18 protein-coding genes and 1 pseudogene are annotated in these 22,157 nt (G+C 41.0%); 13 read left to right on the forward strand and 6 right to left on the reverse strand.

Annotated elements, in window-relative coordinates; genetic code table 11:
- The first annotated feature begins 113 nt into the window (after positions 1–113).
- Complete coding sequence (locus tag FO441_RS11460; protein ID WP_145290263.1) at positions 114–818, forward strand: cytochrome c biogenesis CcdA family protein; 705 nt, start codon at positions 114–116, stop codon at positions 816–818.
- A gap of 375 nt (positions 819–1,193) precedes the next feature.
- Here FO441_RS11460 and ccsB read toward each other — a convergent pair whose 3' ends face one another.
- The 3 genes from ccsB to FO441_RS11475 are packed head-to-tail and all read right to left on the reverse strand — an operon-like array spanning position 1,194 to position 4,607.
- On the reverse strand, positions 1,194–2,393 hold the full coding sequence (ccsB, locus tag FO441_RS11465; protein WP_145290266.1) for a c-type cytochrome biogenesis protein CcsB: 1,200 nt from the start codon (positions 2,391–2,393) through the stop codon (positions 1,194–1,196).
- 6 nt (positions 2,394–2,399) lie between these two features.
- Positions 2,400–4,025, reverse strand: a complete 1,626-nt coding sequence (locus FO441_RS11470; RefSeq protein WP_145290269.1) for a cytochrome c biogenesis ResB family protein — start codon at positions 4,023–4,025, stop codon at positions 2,400–2,402.
- Positions 4,026–4,037: 12 nt separating this feature from the next.
- Positions 4,038–4,607 (reverse strand): redoxin domain-containing protein, encoded by a 570-nt coding sequence (locus FO441_RS11475; protein ID WP_246095136.1) that lies wholly within the window; start codon positions 4,605–4,607, stop codon positions 4,038–4,040.
- A gap of 596 nt (positions 4,608–5,203) precedes the next feature.
- Here FO441_RS11475 and FO441_RS11480 point away from each other — a divergent pair.
- From FO441_RS11480 to FO441_RS11505, 6 genes are all read left to right on the forward strand, one after another.
- Positions 5,204–6,361, forward strand: a complete 1,158-nt coding sequence (locus FO441_RS11480) for a F510_1955 family glycosylhydrolase (RefSeq protein ID WP_145290272.1) — start codon at positions 5,204–5,206, stop codon at positions 6,359–6,361.
- Between the two features lie 227 nt (positions 6,362–6,588).
- On the forward strand, positions 6,589–7,290 hold the full coding sequence (locus FO441_RS11485) for a response regulator transcription factor (protein ID WP_145290276.1): 702 nt from the start codon (positions 6,589–6,591) through the stop codon (positions 7,288–7,290).
- Position 7,291: 1 nt separating this feature from the next.
- Entirely contained in the window at positions 7,292–8,668 is a 1,377-nt protein-coding gene (locus FO441_RS11490; protein ID WP_145290279.1) for an ATP-binding protein, read from the forward strand.
- Between the two features lie 287 nt (positions 8,669–8,955).
- A complete protein-coding gene (locus FO441_RS11495; protein WP_145290281.1) occupies positions 8,956–9,171 on the forward strand; it encodes an SHOCT domain-containing protein in 216 nt (71 codons plus the stop codon).
- 84 nt (positions 9,172–9,255) lie between these two features.
- Complete coding sequence (locus tag FO441_RS11500; protein WP_145290284.1) at positions 9,256–9,513, forward strand: hypothetical protein; 258 nt, start codon at positions 9,256–9,258, stop codon at positions 9,511–9,513.
- A 308-nt stretch (positions 9,514–9,821) separates the two neighbouring features.
- On the forward strand, positions 9,822–11,933 hold the full coding sequence (locus FO441_RS11505; protein ID WP_145290287.1) for a copper-translocating P-type ATPase: 2,112 nt from the start codon (positions 9,822–9,824) through the stop codon (positions 11,931–11,933).
- 228 nt (positions 11,934–12,161) lie between these two features.
- Here the strand turns inward: FO441_RS11505 and FO441_RS11510 are convergent, their stop codons facing one another.
- Positions 12,162–12,650 carry a YdhK family protein gene (locus FO441_RS11510; protein WP_246095142.1) on the reverse strand — a complete coding sequence of 163 codons (489 nt, stop codon included), beginning with the start codon at positions 12,648–12,650 and terminating at the stop codon, positions 12,162–12,164.
- A 625-nt stretch (positions 12,651–13,275) separates the two neighbouring features.
- Here FO441_RS11510 and FO441_RS11515 point away from each other — a divergent pair.
- The 5 genes from FO441_RS11515 to FO441_RS12755 all read left to right on the forward strand — a co-directional run bounded on the left by FO441_RS11515 (position 13,276) and on the right by FO441_RS12755 (position 18,823).
- Positions 13,276–14,187: a F510_1955 family glycosylhydrolase gene (locus FO441_RS11515; protein ID WP_145290290.1), complete on the forward strand. Its 912-nt coding sequence runs from the start codon at positions 13,276–13,278 to the stop codon at positions 14,185–14,187.
- A 75-nt stretch (positions 14,188–14,262) separates the two neighbouring features.
- A complete protein-coding gene (locus tag FO441_RS11520) occupies positions 14,263–15,666 on the forward strand; it encodes a sensor histidine kinase (protein ID WP_145290293.1) in 1,404 nt (467 codons plus the stop codon).
- Positions 15,644–16,315 carry a response regulator transcription factor gene (locus FO441_RS11525; RefSeq protein WP_145290297.1) on the forward strand — a complete coding sequence of 224 codons (672 nt, stop codon included), beginning with the start codon at positions 15,644–15,646 and terminating at the stop codon, positions 16,313–16,315. Before FO441_RS11520 ends, FO441_RS11525 begins: the two co-directional genes overlap by 23 nt.
- A 140-nt stretch (positions 16,316–16,455) precedes the next feature.
- Entirely contained in the window at positions 16,456–17,772 is a 1,317-nt protein-coding gene (locus FO441_RS11530; protein ID WP_145290298.1) for an APC family permease, read from the forward strand.
- Positions 17,773–18,286: 514 nt separating this feature from the next.
- Positions 18,287–18,823 (forward strand): YdhK family protein, encoded by a 537-nt coding sequence (locus FO441_RS12755; RefSeq protein ID WP_186365555.1) that lies wholly within the window; start codon positions 18,287–18,289, stop codon positions 18,821–18,823.
- Positions 18,824–19,185: 362 nt separating this feature from the next.
- Here the strand turns inward: FO441_RS12755 and FO441_RS11540 are convergent, their stop codons facing one another.
- On the reverse strand, positions 19,186–19,512 hold the full coding sequence (locus FO441_RS11540; RefSeq protein WP_020006663.1) for a four-helix bundle copper-binding protein: 327 nt from the start codon (positions 19,510–19,512) through the stop codon (positions 19,186–19,188).
- Between the two features lie 205 nt (positions 19,513–19,717).
- The gene (locus FO441_RS11545) at positions 19,718–21,286 is read right to left on the reverse strand and encodes a multicopper oxidase family protein (protein ID WP_145290301.1); all 1,569 of its coding nucleotides are present in this window, start codon (positions 21,284–21,286) and stop codon (positions 19,718–19,720) included.
- Positions 21,287–21,590: 304 nt separating this feature from the next.
- Between FO441_RS11545 and FO441_RS11550 the strand changes: the two are divergent.
- Positions 21,591–22,157 (forward strand): annotated as a pseudogene (locus FO441_RS11550) (IS30 family transposase); the annotation flags it as partial.

Raw genomic sequence — 22,157 nt, forward strand, 5'->3', positions numbered from 1 at the left:
CCAGGTGCAGAATGGGCAGACTTAAATGTCATAGAATGTTCTAAAACATTGGTATAAATTATGTAAGATCCTCCTTCATGTCTGATAGAATGGCTGTGAATGGGGGTGTTTTCATGGGCAGTGAAGTGACGTTTCTCCTTGCATTCGGAGCCGGTGTTTTAAGTTTTGTCTCGCCCTGTGTGCTTCCGGTGTTTCCTGCTTTCGTCTCTTATATAACAGGCATGAGTTATAATGAAGTGGAAAATCAAAAATTCAATGCAAGAGCGATATTACATACACTTTTTTTTCTCGTCGGATTTAGTTTGGTATATATTGCACTCGGTTTTGGTACAGTATTTTTAGGTGGATTGTTGATTGAGCATGCGAATTTGATTAGACAGCTCGGCTCAGTTCTGATCATCATCTTTGGGTTGGTCATTACCGGTGTATTAAACTTTAATTTTCTTATGAAAGACAGGAAAATACAGTTCAAAAATAGACCATCTGGATTTTTAGGTTCAATTTTTATAGGTACGGCATTTGGTGCTGGATGGACGCCCTGTAATGGCCCAATTATTGGTGCTATTTTTGCAATGAGTGCAACGGCACCAAATAATGCTTTAATTTTAATGATTGTTTACTGTCTTGGATTTGCAGTGCCATTCTTCATTTTGAGCTTCTTTGTATCCCGTACACGGTGGATGTTGAAATACTCAAACGTAATTATGAAGGTTGGTGGCGTGATTATGGTATTGATGGGTATCCTTCTTTACTTTGATGGATTGACTCAAATCATTATTTGGTTACAGCCATTTTTCGGCGACTTCCAAGGATTCTAGTTCAGAGTATAGAAAATTTATTATTAAAAGAATATAATCCAAAACTTGTAATTGATAAGTTTAAAAAGGGATACACACATCACTTTCTATATAAAGAAGATAAATATACATCTATAAACTTTGTTCGAGAAATGATCAATCGAAAAACAATGTGAAATATATAAAAGAAACCGTGCAGATCCATTAAATGGATCTGCACGGTTTCTTTTATTTGAAATTACCGATGTATTAGTATATCCAGATCAACTATATCTTATTCTCATTCGGTTTCACTGCACCCTTTATCATGAGATATTGCATATATGTGTACTGTTCAACACTATCATAGGATTCGCTGAAAGATTGAAAGATCAATCAGTTTCATGTGTTGCTGCGTTATGCGTAGGAATGCAACCCTGCAACGAGCAGATTGATGGCGATCAGGTTGAAAAGGATGAGCAGGAAGCCGATGATGGCCAGCCATGCCGATTTTTCACCTTCATATCCCCTGTTGAGCCTGAGGTGCAGGAACACTGTATAGAACATGAACGTAATGAATGCCCATGTCTCTTTGGGATCCCACCCCCAGAAACGGCTCCAGGCGATCTGCGCCCATATTGAGGCAAAGAATATGCCTCCGAGTGCAAAGATCGGGAAACCGATGATGACCGAGCGGTAGCCGATTTCATCCATAAGGTTGAGGTCTGCCTTGTTGGACCACGGTTTCAGCACTGCGATGATCCGTTTTCTCAGGATGAGTCGTATGATTCCATACACGATCAGACCGAGCAGGAAGGACCATAGTACAGTGTTCAGCTTCTGTGAATCAATCAGCGGAGGGAGGTTCACGCCACTATGGAAATGATCCGCCTCCTCATAGTTGTTTTCACCCACATGCTCTACAGGCACAGCCCCCTCGAAATTGATGAGGCTCGGCAGATGGTATTCGGCAATCTGATTCTGGCCCTGCTTATCCTGGTAGAGGAAGTCATCCTGATAGCCGATCACATTCTGCATGAGCACTGTGGTGGCAATGAAAGTGATTACTATGATGATACCCGCCATAATCGCTTCCAAAAAGCGTGCCCGCCAGGATTTTTCATCCGACGGGACGGCCTTCAGCAGATAGATCAGGCCGGCGACGGCACTCATCGACAGTATGCCATAAGCCAGGGTCACTGTAATGACATGGATGGCGAGCCAATTGCTCTGCAGTGCAGGGATCAGCGGCTCCACTTCTCTCGAGAACATGCTGCCATAGGCCATGAGAAGCATGGATACCGGAAGCGCAAACAACCCGAGCAGCCTGGTCTTGAAATAGAAATACGTGATCAGGTAACCGGCGATGATCATGATGGCGAACATGGTGATGAATTCATACATGTTCGATACGGGTGCATGCCCCTGCGCAATCCACCTTAAAATGAAATAGGATATCTGCAGGATAAATCCAATGACTACCATGGTGATGGCTATCTTTGCAGGCTTGTTCGATTTTGATTTGATGCTCGTCGCCAGGGGAAGCATCGCGACAAGGTATAGTATGAAAGCTGCATAGAGCAGCGTACTACTGATTGATACAAGTTGGGATGCCATATAGTATTACTCCTTGTTTTTGTCTTCATCATCCAGTTTGTCATTGACGGCTTCGAGACCGTTGGATTCGAGCACTTCGTTTATTTCACGCTTCATGCCGAAGTAGTTTTTGTTGGTATGGGCTGCTAGCATGAAATCATCGTCTGCCTTGATCCATATCCTTCTATGGTTGATATATGAACCAACTGAGAGGCCGATTAAAAAGATGATGAACCCGGTTGCGATGAATGGTATCGTATGGTCTTTTTTGACTGTAAGAACGGTGGCAATGTGTTCTTCAGCACCGACGAATCTGATATTGTATTCATTGTTTTCCGTTATATCAGTGCTGTTCATAATCTGTAAGAGGCTCAATTCGCTTTCCTGTCCATTTGTGACTTCAAATACGAAGGCGGGATTCGTCGGAACAGGTGTCGCCGAAACGAGTGTTCCATTGTCAGCCACTTCGAGAAAATCAGGCGAATACGCTCTCATGTTGACGCTGATATCCTCAGATACGGCAAATTGTGAATCCGGATCATCCAGATTAATGGTGAAATTATCGCCGATTGTATTGCCTGAGGCATCCTCCACTCTGAAAGTCATCGCTTTAAGTTGAGAATTATCATAGCTCGACTGATACAACTCATAAGAACCAAAACTGAACGGGTGATTAACACGGATACTGTACTCGTCGATTTCTTCGAGGTCCGGGGAGGATCCGACGATGTCCGCACTATTATTCTCATAGAATGTGATGTCGGTCTGGAAGTTGCTGACGAGGTCCGATCCTTCTGAAAGTGCCTGCTGGAAGACTTCGCCATCCTCTTTCTCATATGTGTCAATGACGAAGCGTTCATTTTTGATATAATATTGTCCTTGGGTGGTCGGGATTTCTTCCGTTTCCCCTTCATTGAGGTAGATGAGTTCGTCTACATACATTCCAGGGAAAAACCTCAACATGCTGCCGAAAAGCAGGAGGATCAGTCCTATATGGTTGATGTAGGGGCCGTAGCGGGACAGGCGCCCCTTCTCGAGCAGGTAGCTGTTCCCGTCCTTCCTCACCTTGTAGCGCTTTTTCGAAAATGCATCAATAAGGCTGTCGGTATTGGCAGGACGTTCCGTATTCAGAAACAGCCTCTGCCTGCGAAAGAAGGAGTCATGCTTCTTGACACGCTGATTTTTCAGCGATTTGAACAGCGGTATTCCGCGGTCTATGCTTGCTGCAATGATCGACAGGGCAAGCAAACCATTGAGAATAAGGAACCACCAGGAGGAATAGAGGTTATGAAATCCCAGTGAGTAGTAGAGATAACCAAGGGTCCCGTAGTTTTCCTGATAGTGTTCGCCCGGATCGACACCGATTGGAATGTAGTATTCCTGCGGGAAGATCGTCCCGATGGCAGCCGCAACGGTGATGGCCAGTATGATGGACACACCGACTCTGACGGAAGTGAAAAAGATCCAGATTTTGTCGAAAATACTTTTCGGTTTCGTCTTGGATCTGATGGCACTGCCGTCATATCTCATCAGGTCTTTGATTTTATTCTGGTCGTAGTCACTGTCAATCATCTTGCCGCAGGACTGGCACAGCTGGGTGCCGGGCGGGTTGATATGACCGCATGATTCACATTTCATCTCTTTAAGTTCCATACTTCACTCATCCTATTCAGTGGCTTCCTCGACGAAAGCCAATATATCTTCGTGCGTGAGCTGATATTCCTGCTTTTTGACGACAATACCTTCTTTGTTTACAGCAATGGTTGTCGGCAAGGGGCCGATATTATAAGCTTCTGTGACGCTTCTTGAGCGGTCCAGTGCAATCGGGAATTCTAAATCCGCACTAAGACCGGATAGGAATTGAGTAATCTGCTGTTCATTTTCACCAATATTCACAGCAACGATTTCATAATCTTCGTGTCCGTCAGTGTAGACATCATTCATATCTGGCATCTCTTCCCGGCATGGCGGGCACCACGTGCCCCAGAAATTCAGGATGACGCCCTTATCTTCGATCAGCTCGGATAACTGTATCTCTTCCCCTTCGAGTGTCGTCAGCCTGAAGTCCACAGCCTCATCACCCACTTCGACTGCCTGCGTGCCAGAAGTCAGGTTGAACCATACTGTAATTCCTATGAGCAGGGTGATGGTCACTATGATGCTCACCCTGAGGATGTTGCGCGTACGTCCCTTCATGTTTGTCACCTGCCTGTCGTTCTGATTCATGGTTTTCATTATAGCATTTTATAAAATCACTCTGTATGACAGTATCATGACAATTGGCAAGGTCAGATGTTTTTCATTTCATCTTGTAATTATTTTTTTGTTAAGGACAAATATCGGGAAAAGTGTAATTAATAAAATATTGAAATAAAGGTCTTGAAATATCATTTGAATGCAAGATTAGGAATGTAGACAATCAGGTAAGAATAATTATTATAAATAAAAATTCTGTACTCTGAGCTCCAAGTGGGGTTTCCTGTTACATATCCCCAATTTAACTCTAGCGATGTAAAATCGGTCAGAGGAAAGTATAAATTCGTTATGATCATATACCCTCACAAATTCTACACAATTAAATTATAAAATAGTGAATAGCGTTTCTGTAATGTTTTTTGTTGGAGGAATCATATGGTATCAGTTTTTTAGTAACATAAGCCATTTGATGTGAAAAAAATTCTAGCAACTTCTTTTAAATGGCTTTACTGGTTTCCAACATAACATTAGGCAAAAATGACTTTTAAAAACCACTTACTTTCCACAAACTTTTTGTATTTACTATTAATCGTTCTATTTAAAATAATTTTTACTAGGAGTGTAAATGAAAAATAATGAAAAAAGTAATTTTATTATCAGCTATGAATTTTGTTTTGTTTTTGGTTCCAATTAAGGTTTTTGCTCATGGTACTGAAGGACATGCCAGTGAAGAAGTTACAAATTATTGGAATTATGGTTTCATCGCCTCACTGATAATACTTGTAATTTTCCTTGGATTATTTGTATTAGCTAAGAAGAAAATGAAAAACATTAGCTTGAAAAATAAAGAAAACCGTAACAAACATCATTTGATTTCAAAGAGAAGCATCATTTATAAATGGGTCTCTATTATAGGTTTCATGGTAACAATCTTTCTATTAATTATGGCGATTGTAAATACTGAAGAAGAAGTAACGTTTCAACATATTCATGGTCTTGGGTACACAAGTGACGGGGAAGAGTTATATGTGCCTGCCCATGATGGACTAAAAGTATACAAGGATGGCGCTTGGACTATTCCAACAGAGAGAGAAAAACATGACTATATGGGCTTTTCTATGTTCAAGGGAGGGTTCTATAGCAGTGGACACCCATCTCCTAATTCAGAACTAGCAAACCCACTTGGAATTGTTAAAAGTACTGATAAAGGCAAAACAATTGATATTCTTGACTTATACGAAGAAATTGATTTTCATGGGATGACCGTGAGTTATGAAACGCAAGAGATTTATTTATTTAATCCAGCGGAAAATTCACGAATGGATCAACCGGGATTTTATTATTCTACTAATGAAACTAAGACTTGGAACCAAAGTATGTTACAAGGACTGGTAGGACAGGCTACTTCATTGGCAGCACATCCAACAGAAGAAGGAATCGTTGCTATTGGAACAGACCAAGGTATTTTCTTATCAGATGATTATGGAAATAATTTTGAAAGACTATCTGATTCTGAGGCTGTTTCCGCTGTTTCATTTGACCATCAAAATAATCTTTTGGTAGCAACGCAGTCAGAAGAGGCGAAACTTTTAAAAATTAATTTGCCTTCAAACGAAGTGAATGAGCTAAGTATTCCAAGTCTAGAAGAGGATGCAATAGCTTATGTAAAACAGAACCCTATAAATAAAGATGAATTGGTTTTTGCTACCAATGCGAAAGATATCTATTTTTCAAATGACGGCGGAGAGACATGGGATAAAAGCGTTGATAAAGGTGTAGCAATTACCCATTAAAATGATGATTTCATGACCGTGAATAATCACTCGTTACCACAGGATAACCAAACTATTTTTAAGCCTTAACTCCTTTTAAAAAAGTTAAGGCTTTTCTTTAAAGGTTCAATGGCTACATGTATAATGATTACAATTAAGAAAACAAATATAGAATAAAAAGAAACCTCACAGATAATACAAATTTTTAGATTAAAATGAATGATGCAATAAAAAAATGAGGCTAGTATATGAAAAGTAAAATTCTAGTTGTTGATGATGAATGGAACATGAGAAACTTAGTTAAGATTTATTTATCTAAGGAGAATTTTCAGGTTGATGAAGCAGTGGATGGGGATGAAGCCATCAAGATGGCTCGTCAAATCCCTTATGATTTAATGGTTTTGGATATCATGCTGCCAGATATTGACGGATGGGAAGTATGTAAAACTGTTCGTAAGTCCAGTCAAGTACCTATCCTGATGTTAACTGCTCGAAATGATATTAAGGATCGAGTTCATGGTTTGAATCTTGGTGCCGATGATTACCTGATAAAACCATTTGCTCCAGAGGAACTAGTTGCCCGTGTGAATGCCTTGCTTCGTCGACAACATGTTGAGAAAGAGGAAACCAATAGTACTCAGTTGCACTTTGGAGACTTGTCAATTGATAATGAAAGTAGAGAAGTTAGGCATAAAGGTGTCCTAGTAGAGTTAACTCCAAAAGAATTTGATATTCTTTATTCTGTAGCGAGTCAGCCCAAAAGGGTTTTTACTCGTGAGATATTATTGGATAAAATTTGGGACAACGATGAATTTCGTGATTTTCGAGCGATTGATACACATGTGAAAAACATCCGAGAAAAAGTTCGAAAAGTAGGGTTGTCCTATAACCCAATCAAAACTGTTTGGGGTGTAGGATACAAATTTAATACACAAGAGGATCAAACATGACATGAATAAAATTGTTCTGAAACTAGGTGGAACTATTATGGTTTTATTTTTAGTCGTATTGTTACCTCTAGGATATGTTGCGAATCAAATTTTTACCAATTTTTATTATAATCAAGTTCAAGAAGAGGTAGAAGAATTTTCTCAAAAGTATGCCCTTACCATTACATCTCTAAAAAATGAGAACTCTCTAAATATGTTTAAGACACTGGGCGAGTTGACTAATAAGGAAATTTATATTATAGATTCGGATGGAAATGTCGTAGTAGAACCTGGTGTCCAAATAACTAATCTATCTAATAAAGATATAGATCTATTGTGGAAAGGACAACCTGTTCAAAAAATGTTTCATGATGCTAGAGCAGAAGTCAGCTACATTGGATCGGGCCATCCTATCATCCGTTCTGGTACTTTCCAAGGAGCCTTTTTTGTTTTAGCGCCTATAAATGATGTCCATGAACCTGTGGAGAAAATTAGAGATTTACTAATATTGTCTGCAGTTGGTGCTTTATTTCTAGCACTTGGCTTCACGTTTTTACTATCAAAGAAAATGTCAGATCCACTCATAGAGATGGAACAAGCGACCCGGCAAATGGCAAAGGGGAATTTAGACATACAGGTAAGTATTCCTTCAAACGATGAAATAGGTTCGTTAGGAAAAGCAATTAACGACCTTGCACAAGAAACAAATAGATATAGAACGAAGCGAAGAGAATTTTTTGCAAACATATCACATGAATTACGCACACCAATATCATACCTAAAAGGATATGCTCAAGTATTAAAACAGGGTCTTTACCAGTCAGAAGAAGAAAAGCTTCAATATTTAAACATTATTGAAGATGAAACGGATCGGCTGGTTATATTAATCAATGATTTGTTTGATTTATCCAAAATGGAAGAAGGTAAAATTGACCTTCAAATGTCTACTATCGACCTTACAGAAGTATTGGAAAGTGCCCTTTTCAAAGTCAAAATGGAAATTGAAAAGAAAGGTCTGACATTAAAAATTCAAGTTGATGAAAGTGTACCTCACATCGAGGCTGATGGGATCCGTTTAGAACAAATTTTCACTAACTTGTTGGGGAATGCGATCCGATATACAGAAAAAGGATCCGTCGTTGTGAAAGTATGGAATGCAGATAAAAAAATTCACATCATGATTGAGGACACGGGTATTGGAATTCCTGAAAAAGATCTACCACTTATTTTTGACCGTTTCCATCGTGTTGAAAAGTCTCGTTCAAGAGAGCTTGGGGGGACAGGGTTAGGATTGGCAATTGTAAAGAATTTGGTTGAACTACAAAATGGTACTATTTCGGTAAATAGCCAGGTGGGTAAAGGAACGAGGTTTCAGTTAAGTTTCCCTGTAGCTGAATAAGGAGGCAATATGAAAAAGATAGAGTGGTTGATTGTCGTACTTCTAATTGCAATTGGAATAATGTGTCTTACTGCTTCTGGCACAATGATGTGGGGAACAGGATCAATAGAGTCCTATTTAAAAACTTTTCTGGAGATTTGCTTATGGATGGGGTTACCGATCCTAATCATAGGGATTGTATATTTTGTAATTCTAAAGAAAAGAAAGAATAAATGAGACAAATTTAAAAAGAATCCAAATATATAAACTTTTATTAGAAAAATAAAAGAATGATGGAGGTAACAACTATGATGTCTATGATGGATGGAAGCATGATTCTTAACATGATAATATGGATTATTGTGTTAGGGTTTTTAATATATGGAATAGTCTTATTAATACTCAAACCATTTGACAAAAAAGAAGATTCATCACTACAAATTCTAAAAGAAAGATATGCACGTGGGGAAATTGATGATCAAGAATTTGAAGCTAAAAAGGCTGTTTTAAAAAATAATAATTAAAAATTTTTATCCTCACAAATTCAACAAATTTGTCGTTTATACTAAAGGTGTCCTAGTTATAATGAATAGAAAGGAGACCAAGAAATGAAATTCAAAAAAGTACCATTTGTGTCATCTTTTGCTTTTGCTGCTCTATTGGTATTAGGAACAACAGTATTTGCCCAAGAACCAGAAAGTAATGGCGTAGGCAACATGATGAGAGGCAATGGAATGATGAACATGATGGAAAATGGAAACATGTCTCAAATGATGGAAGGAATGAATTCACCTGAAGGGCAAGAGATGATGAATGCCTGTGGTGACTTCATGGAGTCCCATGGTGACAAAACAGAAGACGAATAACTTTTTATAAGCCCATTTATCAATAAGGCCTCAATATAAACATACTGAGTACACTTTTTCCACTTTCGAAAGGGATAGTACTTGTTTGACAGACTTGCAGCTGAAGTAGTTATTTCCGGCCTGAATCTCTGATCACTTCCAAAGTGTTCAGAGATTTTTTATATTCGCGTCCAATACGAACCACTCCATGATTCGTATGTCATTTGAGTATATTGTCATATGAAATTCAATATTGAGAATCGATTACTTGTTTCATCATACCCCATCGGGGTATGATGAAAGTGAGATAAATATGAGGGAGTGATAAAATGAATCATCACAAAAAAGAGGCACATCCTGACCAGGAGGAAAATCACAATCATCATGGTCAGGAAGAGCATACCCATCACGACCATCATGACCATGAAAGTCACAATGGGTCTCATGATGAACATGACCACGATAATCATGGGCACGGTGCACATGACCATCACGGACATATGGTGACGGAGTTCCGGAATAAGTTTTTTGTTGTGCTGATATTCACCATTCCGATCCTTCTCCTGTCTCCGATGATCCAGGATTTCATGGGTGTCGATTGGCACTTTGCAGGGGACCTCTATATCCTCGCTGGCCTGTCCACATTCGTCTATTTCTATGGCGGCTGGCCTTTCCTCAAGGGGGCTTTTGATGAACTGAGAAACAGAGAACCCGGGATGATGACACTGATTGCCATGGCCATCTCCATCGCATTCTTCTACAGTATGGCTGTCGTATTCGGATTTAATGGGGAGCAGCTTTTCTGGGAACTGGCAACCCTGGTACTGATCATGCTTCTGGGCCACTGGATTGAAATGCGATCCATCAATAATGCATCCAAAGCTCTGGAGTCACTGGCATCCCTGATGCCAAGCACAGCAAACCGTATTGCTGAGAATGGTGAGACGGAAGAAGTGCAGGTTGATGCTATCAAAGCAGGGGATCTGCTCTTGGTCAAACCGGGAGAAAAGATGCCATTGGATGGAAAGATCGTTAAAGGAAAATCCCAAATCGATGAATCCATGCTGACAGGTGAGTCCGTTCCCGTAACCAAATCTGTTAATGACGAGGTCATCGGTGGATCGATCAACAGGGAAGGCTCACTTACAATAGAAGTAGAAAAACTGATGGATGAGTCCTACTTGAACCAGGTCATCGAAATGGTCAAAGAATCCCAGAAGACAAAATCCAAAACGCAGGACATCACGAATCAGGCGGCCAAATGGCTGTTTTATATCGCTTTGGCTGCCGGTATTATCACGTTTATTGTTTGGATAAGTATCGGAGCCACTGTAGATACGGCCATACAAAGAACAGTGACCGTCATGGTTATCACCTGCCCGCATGCTTTAGGTCTCGCAGCGCCCCTGGTCATCTCTGTTTCTACTGCTTTATCTGCGAAGCATGGTCTGTTGATTCGCAAACGTCCTCAGTTCGAACGGGCCCGGAATATTGATGCGGTAATTTTCGATAAAACTGGTACGTTAACTGAAGGTAAATTTGGAGTAACAGACGTGCAAACTTTCAGTGATATGGACGAAAATAAGATACTAAGCTATGCAGCGACAGTAGAGAATGACTCTGAGCATCCCATTGCTACGGGAATACTCAATGAAGCAATGCAAAGAAAACTGAAACTGCATGAAATGACTCATTTCAATTCCATTACTGGCGTGGGAATTGAAGGGACAATTGATAACAGGAATATCAAAGTTGTAAGTCCCGGGTATATCAGTGAACAAGGTATCAGCTTTGACGATCAGAATTTCAACAAATGGTCCGAACAGGGTAAGACGGTTGTGTTCCTGATCATTGATGAAGAACTGTCAGGCGCCATCGCATTGGCAGATAAAATCAAAGAGAGCTCAAAACAGACGGTTGAACAATTGCACAAGCGAAATATCAAGGCCATCATGCTCACTGGAGACAACCGGAAAGTGGCGAATTACGTTGCAGAACAAATCGGGATTGATGAAGTCTATGCAGAAGTTCTGCCGGATCAGAAGGCAGAGAAAGTGACGGAAATTCAAAAGCGTGGTTTAGTGGTTGCAATGACCGGGGACGGTATTAATGATGCGCCGGCCTTGACGAAAGCAGATGTTGGCATTGCGGTAGGGGCAGGGACAGATATCGCTATGGATAGTGCAGATATCGTTCTTGTGGACAGCAATCCGAAAGATATACTGGCCATATTCAGCCTTTCCAAACGGACCTTTAATAAACTGGTTCAGAACTTGATATGGGCAACCGGCTACAACATTTTTGCCATCCCATTGGCTGCAGGCGTTCTGGCTCCTTGGGGCATTGTACTCAGCCCGGCTGTCGGTGCAATACTGATGAGCTTAAGCACCATCATCGTAGCAATCAATGCGCAATTGCTACATCGATTCGAAATGGATTAAAGTAAACTTATTTGAAGTATTATAGAGATAATATTTTTTATAAGAAGTGAAAATTATACAATATATTATGGAAGGAAGATGATTGTAATTTCGACTTCCTTCTTAATTGTATAAATTTTCTCACTTGTTTTTAACATTTTGGTATATTGGATTAATAACATATGGCCAATAGTAAAGAGTCTATCCGTTTTGGATAGACTCTTTATTCATCGTTGAAAATGTTTAGAGTTATTCAACAGGCGCCAATTCGCTTTCAATTACCCATTTATGATTTTGTACTGCTTCTCCAGTATCTGTTGTGACAAAGTCTACCATGTAAACTGTTGTTTGTTCAGCTGAATCAATCGTAGCAGTGGCACCTTTCATACCTTCCATATGCGTGGCATTCATTACTACCTCATCCCCTGGTTCTAATGGGGCTTCACCCGGATTTTCCAATTCTTCGTGGATGACCCATTTATGATCTTCTACTGGATCTCCACCATTCGTTGGTGTATACGATACGGAATAAACCGTTGTATCAAAGGCTCCGGAGATGGTTGCTTCAGCCCCCTGCATGCCTTGCATGTGGTCAGCTTCAATAATTGCTTGGCTCGCTACTTCATAGGTTGGATTTTCTGCTTCTTCCAAATCTTCAGGCACTTCACCAGAACTCGACATTTCCTCAGCGGAATGGTTCATATGTCCACCGGAATGTGGTTCGGATTGCATATTCATGTGGTCCTCAGAAGGGGATTCGGACTGCATATTATAATGGTACAGTCTTTCTTTCAGCTCTTCCTTTGTCAGCCCATTGATGTATTTCGTCTTATCTCCATGTTCATTGACTTCATAGTAGTAGTGACTACGAGCCCCGTTATAAGGGTAACCCAATTCATCTTCCAATTCTTTTTCAGTCAAACCATCAATGTACTGCGTCTTGTTTCCATGCGCATCGACTTCATAGTAGTAATAGCTTCCATCTTCATGGGCGGCAGTATCTGTACTGCCTGCGTTTGCTGCTCCTGGACTAACCCCCAACGCTAATGCGAAAATCATTGCACCTGATAAAAAAATTCTTTGAAATTGTTTCATCTACCTGGCCTCCAATTTTTTGAGATACTAAAACCATACCCTTAGAATTTGCAGTTTAAGTGCAGATTCAATGAAAAGTGGATGTAATCAGCAAATATCAGGGATTAATGTTTACAAATATATGTTTAGGTTTTCAATGGAGAGTTTCTTAACTTAGGTACAACATGTCATATCCTTATTAGAATCTGCACTAAAAATCGATATTTAAATAATAAAATGGTTGAAGACTTCCCAAATGAATAGTGAATAGAGGCAGGAGGAAACGACTATGGTATCAAGAAAACTGATGATTAATGCAATGACAGTATCAGCGATATTTCTAGCGGGATGCAGTAGCGGCGGAACAGGTGAATTCGAAGAGGCTTTTAACGGTAAAATAGAACATGTGCATGGAATGGGATATGCTGGTGGGGATGATGGATTATATCTGGCGACCCATGGCGGTTTGAAAATATTCCGTGACGGGGGATGGCATGAAACCACCAGGAACTACAATGACTATATGGGGTTCAATGCTGTAGATGAAGGATTTTATACTTCCGGGCATCCAGGAGGAGATTCCGATATTCCCAACCCTTTTGGTATTCAACGTAGCTTTGATGGCGGCAGGACACTTGAACATATCCAATTCGAGGGGGAAACGGATTATCATGCCATGGCGGTAGGATACGACAGCCATGATATTTTTCTGTTGAATCCTGAACCGAATTCAGCGTTGGGTCAAGGATTTTATAAAAGTACTGATGATGGAGAAAATTGGGAAAAAGTAGATGCGGAGAGCCTAGAAGGGGGCGTATTATCATTGGCAATCCATCCGTCAGATTCCAGCTTTATCGCAGCAGCGACTTCCACCGGCATCTATCTGTCAGAGGATGGTGGCAATCAATTTAAAGCATTAACAAATCCAAACGAGGTAGGAACGACTGTATATTTCTATGGAGACGACTTATATTATGCGATAAATAATGAAAATGTTGAACTCCACAGAAGAAATGTTAAAAATAATGAAGAAGCCATCATTGATACACCGGAATTGGAGAATGATGGAATTGCATATATTGCCCGGAACCGACAGAATGAAAAAGAACTGGCCATCTATACCGTAAACGGTGACGTATATTTTTCTGATGCCGGGTCAACTGCTTGGGAAAAAGTTCTAGATGGGGGTCAAACCAGGTAAGCGTAAACTTTGAGATCATCTTTTCACTCTGTTGTTAGGCACTTGAAGGGTTAATGTCGAAGGGAGGGGGCTGTGATGTTAAATAAATTATCCCTGAAGATCGGGCTGTTATTTTTTATAGTAGTTATCACTGTTGAAATCATATTATTCTCCATATTATATACAAACCTGGTCAATGATCGTGTCGATGACGTGATGGGAGACTTGTTGGCCCGCGGGAATACCCATCGGGATGTGTTGGAAGAAAACTACACCCCCTCTACTCTGGAGCATGTCGCCATCATGGAATCCGAATCTGATTTTATTGTCGCGATTACAGACCAAGAGGGGGTAGTGGTCACCAGCTCCAACCCGATGGCCCCGGAAATGATCTCGGTGATCAGGCATACGGATAATGACCAAGTGCCAGATGAGGGGGTCGTACTGGAGTCGGATTGGGCAGAGAAAAATTTTGTGGCGACAGACAGCCCAATTATCATGGATGGTGTACATAGTGGACATGTATTCATGTTTGCCAACAGCAATCACATTGAAAAAATCATCAGCAATCTCACACAACAATTCTTAATCATCGGAGTGATCACTGTCATTTTAACCATCATCACGGTGATTGTACTTTCGAAGGTCATTACACAACCATTGGTCGGGATGAAGCAGGCCACAGAAGCGTTGAGCAGAGGCAACCATGAAGTAGAATTGTCCACCAGTCGAAAAGACGAACTCGGAGAGTTGGCAACTGCCATCACACGCTTATCAAAAGATTTGAAGCGTTTGAAAAATGAAAGAAATGAATTCCTGTCGAATGTTTCCCATGAACTCCGTACGCCACTGACCTATTTGAAAGGATATACAGATATCATCAATCGGGATACCACATCCGAGGAAGATCGAACCAGATATACACAGATCATCCAGGAGGAGACAGAACATCTGGCCGGCCTGATAAAAACATTGTTCGAGCTGGCCAAAATAGATCAGAATGAATTTGCCATAAAAAAAGAAAAAGTGGAATTTGATGCACTGATCCAAAAGATCGTGGAACGGATTTATCCGGCAATTGAAGAAAGAAGTATAGAATTTTCATATTTCTGTCCAAGTAATGTGGTCATTACCATTGACTCGGAAAGAATCCAACAGGTACTGTTGAACATACTCGATAATGCCATTAAATATACACCCCGTGGAAATCATGTCAGATTGGAAGTGGTTCAGAATAAAAATGATGTCTTAACGGTCATTTCAGATACAGGGGAAGGCATTTCCGAAGAAGATATGCCGTATATATTTGAACGACTCTATCGTGCAGAAAAATCAAGGTCCCGTTCCAAAGGGGGTTCTGGTCTTGGGCTAACAATCGCCAAAGAAATTGTGGAACTTCACAACGGCAAGATGGAAGTCGAAAGTGAACCAGGTGAAGGAACGGTTTTCAACATATCTTTGCCGAAGGAGGATGCGTATGAAAAAAGCATTGTTGATTGATGACGAAGAGAGAATGCTGGAATTACTGGCGTTGTATTTGAATCCCTACCACTATGACTGTAGAAAAGCGCTGGGGGCGAAAGAAGGACTCCAATACATCGAAGAAGAAAGATTCGATATTGTACTGCTCGATATCATGATGCCTGACATGGATGGATGGAACGTTTGCAGAGAAATCCGTCAGTATTCGGATGTGCCCATCATCATGGTGACTGCACGGGAGCAGAAGGCGGATATCGTCAAAGGCCTCAGATTGGGGGCGGATGACTATATAACAAAACCCTTCAATGAAGAAGAACTCGTTGCGCGGATGGATGCATTATTAAGGAGGGCGAAAGCTGTCAATCATGTTGAGGTGGACGGACTGCTATGGGACAAGGATCGATTCGAACTGTCCTATCAAAATCAGTATATCAAGTTGACTCCCAAAGAGTTCTCATTGATTGGATTGCTTATGAAAAATGCGGGACGGGTATATTCAAGAAATCAACTGATTGACCTGGTATGGGGGATGTACTCAGAAACTGAAGGCCGAACTGTGGATTCACACGTTAGAAACATGCGAGAAAAAATCAGGGAAGTGGGGTTTCCCATCGATGATTATTTTCACACAGTGTGGGGCGTGGGCTACAAGTGGAATAAAAAGTAATGTTCGTATATTATCAATTGCTTAATAGTGTAGGTTTTGAGTACATTGCTAAAATTAATTTGAAATATTTTAAAAACTGCACACTAACTGCATAAATCAGGGGCATATACTTAGAGGTAATTATTTCTGAGGTGATGCTAATGAGCGAATATAAAAAAGACAGTTTATCTCTGACTGGTGCAATCGGTCTCGGGACAGGGGTCATGATCAGTGCCGGCATATTTGCATTGCTGGGGCAGGTTGCCGCGCTTGCCGGCACGTGGTTCCCGATCATGTTTGTCGTCGGGGGTATCGTAACTGGATTCAGTGCCTATTCCTACGTCAAGATGAGCAATGAATACCCCTCTGCAGGGGGCATCAGCATGTTTTTGGCAAAAGCCTATGGTCAGGGTACCGTCACTGCTTCTGCAGCGATGCTGATGGCCGTATCCATGGTCATCAACCAGAGTCTGGTGGCCCGTACTTTCGGCACCTATACATTACAGATTTTTAATATGGATGCAACCAGCTACCTGGTGCCTGTGCTCGCTGTTGGTCTTTTGCTCTTTGCATTCCTGGTCAACATTTCTGGCAACAGTTTCATTCAGACGTTTACTTCGATTGTGTCCCTGCTTAAAATAATGGGGCTCGTCGTCTTTGCGATGGGTGGATTATGGGTCGCCGGTTTTTCCATTACACCCGCTGAAAGCAGTGGAAATACGGAAGACGCGACGGTTGTCAGCATGATTGCTGCTGTGGCACTCACCATCCTATCATTCAAAGGGTTTACGACGATCACCAACAGTGGCTCTGAAATCGTTAAGCCCCATAAGAATATCGGCCGAGCGATTGTTGCATCCATTTCCATCAGTCTTTTTGTCTATCTGCTGGTTGCATGGGCGGTATCCAGCAATCTGCCATTAAACGAAATCATTGCAGCCAGGGACTACTCGCTTGCCGAAGCCGCCAGACCGGCGTTTGGAAACTACGGTGTATGGTTTACCGTAGGCATTGCGATCATCGCAACAGTTTCCGGTATTATTGCCAGTGTCTTTGCGGTATCACGGATGCTTGCCATGCTGACAGATATGAAACTGATTCCACATAAGCACTTTGGCATGCCCGGGCGAATCCAAAAGCATACGCTGGTATACACGATTGTACTTGCGATGGTACTGGCCGTCATTTTCGACCTCAGCCGTATCGCCTCAGTCGGTGCCATATTGTATCTTGTGATGGATATGATTGTGCATTGGGGTGTGTTTAAACACCTGCGGGATAAGGTGGATGCCAACCCTGCTATTGTCATGACCGCATTTATACTCGATGGTATCGTACTGGCTGCTTTTGTGTGGGTGAAATTGGTGAACGACTGGCTGATTGTTGTCGTCTCCATCATTTTCATCATTGTCATCTTTATAGGGGAATATGTATTTCTTAAAAACCGTAATGATGGGGAAGAAGGGCATGCCCATTAAAGCATTTTTAAAAAATATTATTAACCTGAATTTCAAAGAGGGGAAGGTCATGGTTGCAAAGGGGGTGATGCTTTTTCAGAAAGGTGAATCAATAGAAATTTAAAATGATTAGAAGGCATTGGATTGCTTGTATCATTTAAGGTAAATATCTCTTAGAAAAAATACCAGGGAGGAATGTAAAATGAATAACAGATTTACAAAAACAGTCGTCACACTCGCAACCGTTATTGGAATCAGCTTATCAGCAGGACAAGTTTCGGCAGATTCCACCAACGCAGCTCCCCAAGCCAGTGAACACGCACAGGGGGAAGCAAAGGTTGAAAAGAGATTGGATAAGGTTGAGAAGAAAACGGACGCCATCCAATCTGAACTGGAGGCAATCGAAGGATCTATCGAAGGCGCCCCTATAACAGTTGATCAAGTCCAGCTCTATAAAGAGTATCTGGACAAGTTGGAATCTCTGTTGAATCGCTTAAGCGCCGCTGACAACCATTTGGATGCTATAACTAAAAAAATGGAAAATCAGGATGCATCCATTGAAGAGACTGAAGCAGAAATTAATGATATACGCACCAGTATTTTAGAAGTGAAAGAAACGATTCAATCCATTTTTGCTGAACAGATGTCCAGCACTGGTGTAGTCCCTGACGGTCTGGAGGAAGCAGAAGATCCAACTTATGAAGTGGGTAGCCAAGCCATTATCAAAGCCGATCATATGCCAGGTATGTATGGCGCTGAAGCAACAATTGCAGGCGCATTTGATACTGTTGCTTATAGTGTCACTTATTACCCTATAACTGGTGGAGACCCAGTGGAGAATCATAAATGGGTCATCCATGAAGAATTGGAAGGTCCAGGAGAAGCACCACTGGAGCCCGGCACTGAAGTGACCTTGGATGCGGATCACATGAAAGGCATGGATGGTGCAACCGCTGTGATAGAATCTGCTGAAGACACTACTGTATATATGCTTGACTTCACAACAACAACTGGAGAAAAAGTAGAAAATCATAAATGGGTGACAGAAAGTGAATTGTCACCTGTTGAATAAAAACAGATGATATTAAAGAGCTTATCTTTACTGGATTATCTATCTCAAATGGATAATCTGCATGGATAAGCTCTTTTTATTATATGAATTAACAGATACATTAATGACTGTTTTGAAGGGAATTCGGTTTACTCCTCCTTGCAACGATGGTTCTAAGCGAACTCAACTGTTTTTTATAACCTTGTCTAAACTAAGGCGTCTCTTATAAGTATTGTCAAAATCAAGGGCGCTCTTAATTAATAATGCAAATACACCTTAATGTATATTTTCGTTAAAATGCTGGGTACAATCTTAACCGGAAATAAAAGAAGTGGTATGTCCAGAATAAGTTCCGACATACCACTTCTTTCTAAGTGTTGTGCTTAGGCGATTTCTTTACAAGCCTCTGCACATTTGAAGCACGCATCTGCACATTTCTGGCAGTGATCGTGGTCATGTTTTTGACACTCGTTGCCGCATGCTTCGCAGACCTTGGCACATACTGCCGCCAGATCAGAAGAAAATGGTGAATTTCTTGTCAGAGCCTGTTCTAAAAATGCACAGATATCTGCACATTCACGATCCAATCGGATACACTCCGCCATCATTTTTACGTCTTCTTCCCTCAGACAAGCATCGTAACAGTGGTTACAGGCTTCCATACATTCATGTAACGTCTGAATCAGTTGTTGATGTTGTTCATGAGCCATTATAAATCCCTCCTATAGAATTGAATGCACTTACATTAATTGAATTCCCATCCATTTCGCATATAAACCGATATGGTAAAACTCCATAGAAACTGCACATAATTTTAATGATGATTGTCCTTCTCCAACTTACTCAATATTGTAATTCGTCTAGAAAAAATCAAGAAATAGTTCCTTTTTTGTTATTAGATTGAAGCTTTGGAGCTTACTCTACTTTAACCTGTCCCATCATCCCATTGTCCTCATGTTCAAGTATGTGACAGTGGAACATATATATGCCTTTATTTTTAAACTGAATGGCAATTTTTACAGTCTCATCCGGGGCAACGGAAAAACTATCTTTCCAGCCTCTTTCGTTCTCAGGTGGTGCTTCTCCATTCCTGGAAAGGATCTTAAACTGAGCACCATGGATGTGGAACGGATGAATCATGCCGCCCATCATGTCAGGTTTATTATAGATTTCCCATACTTCTGTAACACCTTGTTCCTGCGTAAAATCAATTCTTTCAGGATCAAATTTTTTTCCGTTTATCGTTACCTGATCCATCATGCCGAAAAGTTCAATTTCTTTTGTCACTGGCAGGTTCTTTTCTTCTTCCGTAACTGAAAAGTCATTCATTTCATCAGGTATATCCATGTTCTTACCTGTTTGATCTGTGATTTCAAAAGGTAAGAGCGTGGCACCATCTTCATTCATTAACGCTATATTTTCATTACCATCGACTTTAGAAAAATCAATGATTATTTCGGCCCGCTCTGAAGGCGTAAGTGTGATTTCTTCCATTGAGACCGGTTCATTTAAAAACCCGCCGTCCGTTGCGACTTGTACAAAAGAATCCCCTGTATTTAGTTTAAAGGTGTAATTTCTTGCATTTGATCCATTTAAAAGTCGAAGCCTTACTTTTTCTTTATCTACAGTTAATTTTGGATTCAATGTGCCGTTAATTAATGATGTATCCCCGACTGTGCCATCTTCATTTGCTACGGCTTTGTAATTCAGTTGTTTTTCATCATTAAATACTTTGTCCTGGAAAACGAGAGGGATGTCATTTTCTCCATATTCACTTGGTAATTCGAGATTTTTTGAATTTTGGTCCTCGATATAAATTAACCCAGCAAGTCCGTTGTACACTTGTTCAGAGGTTTTTCCTTCCGGGTGGGGATGGAACCACAATGTGGCAGCTTCCTGTGTCACTTCAAATTCAATAGTACTCTCTTCGCCTGGCTCCAATACATTGTGTGGACCACCATCGTCATTCCCTGGCACTTCCAATCCATGCCAGTGAAAAGTGGTATTTTCATCGAGTTCATTGATTAAGTTTATTTTCACAGTATCTCCTTTTTCAAATTGAAGCATGGGACCTAGAAACGAGCCATTATAGCCATATGTTTTTGTTTGAACGCCATCAAATATTTCTGTTTCTCCTTTTTGCGCGCGTATTGTATACTCAGTTCCTTTGTTGCTGTCGCTTTTGAGTACAGAGGGGATACTCAGTTCGTTCTCTCCTGTCGAATCAATTAGACCTACCACATCATCATGATCCATATGACCATTACCCATGGAACCATTATTCATTTCTCCTTCACTGGAGGAGCCATTCATATTTTCTTCCATAGAACCTTCATTGTCCTCATTCATGTTCATCTCTTCATTTGAATTCTTTTCATTGCTAGTATCTTCTACAGATGCTTCTCCGTCATTGCTTGTACAAGCTGATAAAACAATGACCATCATTAGAGAAAACAAGCTTATCAATAGGTTCTTTTTTCTCATACTTTACAATCCCTTCTTTCTACTTTTAATAAAGAACTTGTCATTCCTTTATGTATTAGACTAGATTATAATTTTCGAGAATCCGTGCATAAAATGAGTATTTAATATGACAAAAACTACATGTAAAATTAAGTTTAAAAAACGACCGTTTATTGGAACGATTAGAAGGAGATGAAATATAGTTGTTTTCTCTATAGATTATAAGTCGCCGATTGTAAAATTAAGCTAGACACCTAAAAAGGGTCACACGTGATACACTCAAAATGAGTTTTCCGACCAAAGAAAATCATAGGAGTGATCACGCATGACCTACACCCATCTTACCACGGACGAACTGGTAATCATAGAAGCCTATTTCCATCACGACACACCAATTTCTCATATTGCGAAACGGATTGGGCGTGCCCGTCAGACAGTTCATAATGTCATCGCATATCTCAGGGACGGGCACACCGCGCTGGATTACTATCAGCGCTATCAGGAAAACAAAAAACGCTGTGGTAGAAAACGGATGGTCCTGCCGACCGACCAGCAGGCGTATATTGAAAAGCAGGTGGCGCAGGGCTGGACGCCGGATGTCATCGTCGGTCGGCAGGAAATGTCGATTGACTGTTCAGGCCGTACACTGTATCGGATGTTCAAACGGGAAGCTTTTGATGCGGCCACACTGCCGATGCAGGGCAAGCGAAAACCGAACGGCCATCAGGAACGCCGGGGCGTCAGGCGTTCAGACGCAACATTTCCGAAAGAACAAATGACTACCCGGCGTTCAATGATGAATTCGGCCACCTGGAAGGCGACACCATCGTTGGTGTCCGTCACAAGAGTGCCGTCATTACGCTGGTCGAACGCCTCTCAAAAGCCATCATCA

Origin of the sequence: Salinicoccus cyprini, assembly GCF_007713705.1 — a bacterium.
GTDB lineage: Bacteria > Bacillota > Bacilli > Staphylococcales > Salinicoccaceae > Salinicoccus > Salinicoccus cyprini.

What these genes read in the sequence shown, in the direction of transcription:
- FO441_RS11470 (WP_145290269.1), bottom strand. Translation starts at nt 4,025, where the DNA reads ATGGAACTTAAAGAGATGAAATGTGAATCATGCGGTCATATCAACCCG.
- FO441_RS11500 (WP_145290284.1), top strand. Translation starts at nt 9,256, where the DNA reads ATGAAATTCAAAAAAGTACCATTTGTGTCATCTTTTGCTTTTGCTGCT.
- FO441_RS11520 (WP_145290293.1), top strand. Translation starts at nt 14,263, where the DNA reads ATGTTAAATAAATTATCCCTGAAGATCGGGCTGTTATTTTTTATAGTA.
- FO441_RS12755 (WP_186365555.1), top strand. Translation starts at nt 18,287, where the DNA reads ATGGAAAATCAGGATGCATCCATTGAAGAGACTGAAGCAGAAATTAAT.
- FO441_RS11490 (WP_145290279.1), top strand. Translation starts at nt 7,292, where the DNA reads ATGAATAAAATTGTTCTGAAACTAGGTGGAACTATTATGGTTTTATTT.
- FO441_RS11510 (WP_246095142.1), bottom strand. Translation starts at nt 12,650, where the DNA reads ATGAATATGCAATCCGAACCACATTCCGGTGGACATATGAACCATTCC.
- FO441_RS11495 (WP_145290281.1), top strand. Translation starts at nt 8,956, where the DNA reads ATGATGTCTATGATGGATGGAAGCATGATTCTTAACATGATAATATGG.
- ccsB (WP_145290266.1), bottom strand. Translation starts at nt 2,393, where the DNA reads ATGGCATCCCAACTTGTATCAATCAGTAGTACGCTGCTCTATGCAGCT.
- FO441_RS11475 (WP_246095136.1), bottom strand. Translation starts at nt 4,607, where the DNA reads ATGAAAACCATGAATCAGAACGACAGGCAGGTGACAAACATGAAGGGA.
- FO441_RS11480 (WP_145290272.1), top strand. Translation starts at nt 5,204, where the DNA reads ATGAAAAAAGTAATTTTATTATCAGCTATGAATTTTGTTTTGTTTTTG.
- FO441_RS11515 (WP_145290290.1), top strand. Translation starts at nt 13,276, where the DNA reads ATGGTATCAAGAAAACTGATGATTAATGCAATGACAGTATCAGCGATA.
- FO441_RS11460 (WP_145290263.1), top strand. Translation starts at nt 114, where the DNA reads ATGGGCAGTGAAGTGACGTTTCTCCTTGCATTCGGAGCCGGTGTTTTA.
- FO441_RS11540 (WP_020006663.1), bottom strand. Translation starts at nt 19,512, where the DNA reads ATGGCTCATGAACAACATCAACAACTGATTCAGACGTTACATGAATGT.
- FO441_RS11525 (WP_145290297.1), top strand. Translation starts at nt 15,644, where the DNA reads ATGAAAAAAGCATTGTTGATTGATGACGAAGAGAGAATGCTGGAATTA.
- FO441_RS11545 (WP_145290301.1), bottom strand. Translation starts at nt 21,286, where the DNA reads ATGAGAAAAAAGAACCTATTGATAAGCTTGTTTTCTCTAATGATGGTC.
- FO441_RS11530 (WP_145290298.1), top strand. Translation starts at nt 16,456, where the DNA reads ATGAGCGAATATAAAAAAGACAGTTTATCTCTGACTGGTGCAATCGGT.
- FO441_RS11485 (WP_145290276.1), top strand. Translation starts at nt 6,589, where the DNA reads ATGAAAAGTAAAATTCTAGTTGTTGATGATGAATGGAACATGAGAAAC.
- FO441_RS11505 (WP_145290287.1), top strand. Translation starts at nt 9,822, where the DNA reads ATGAATCATCACAAAAAAGAGGCACATCCTGACCAGGAGGAAAATCAC.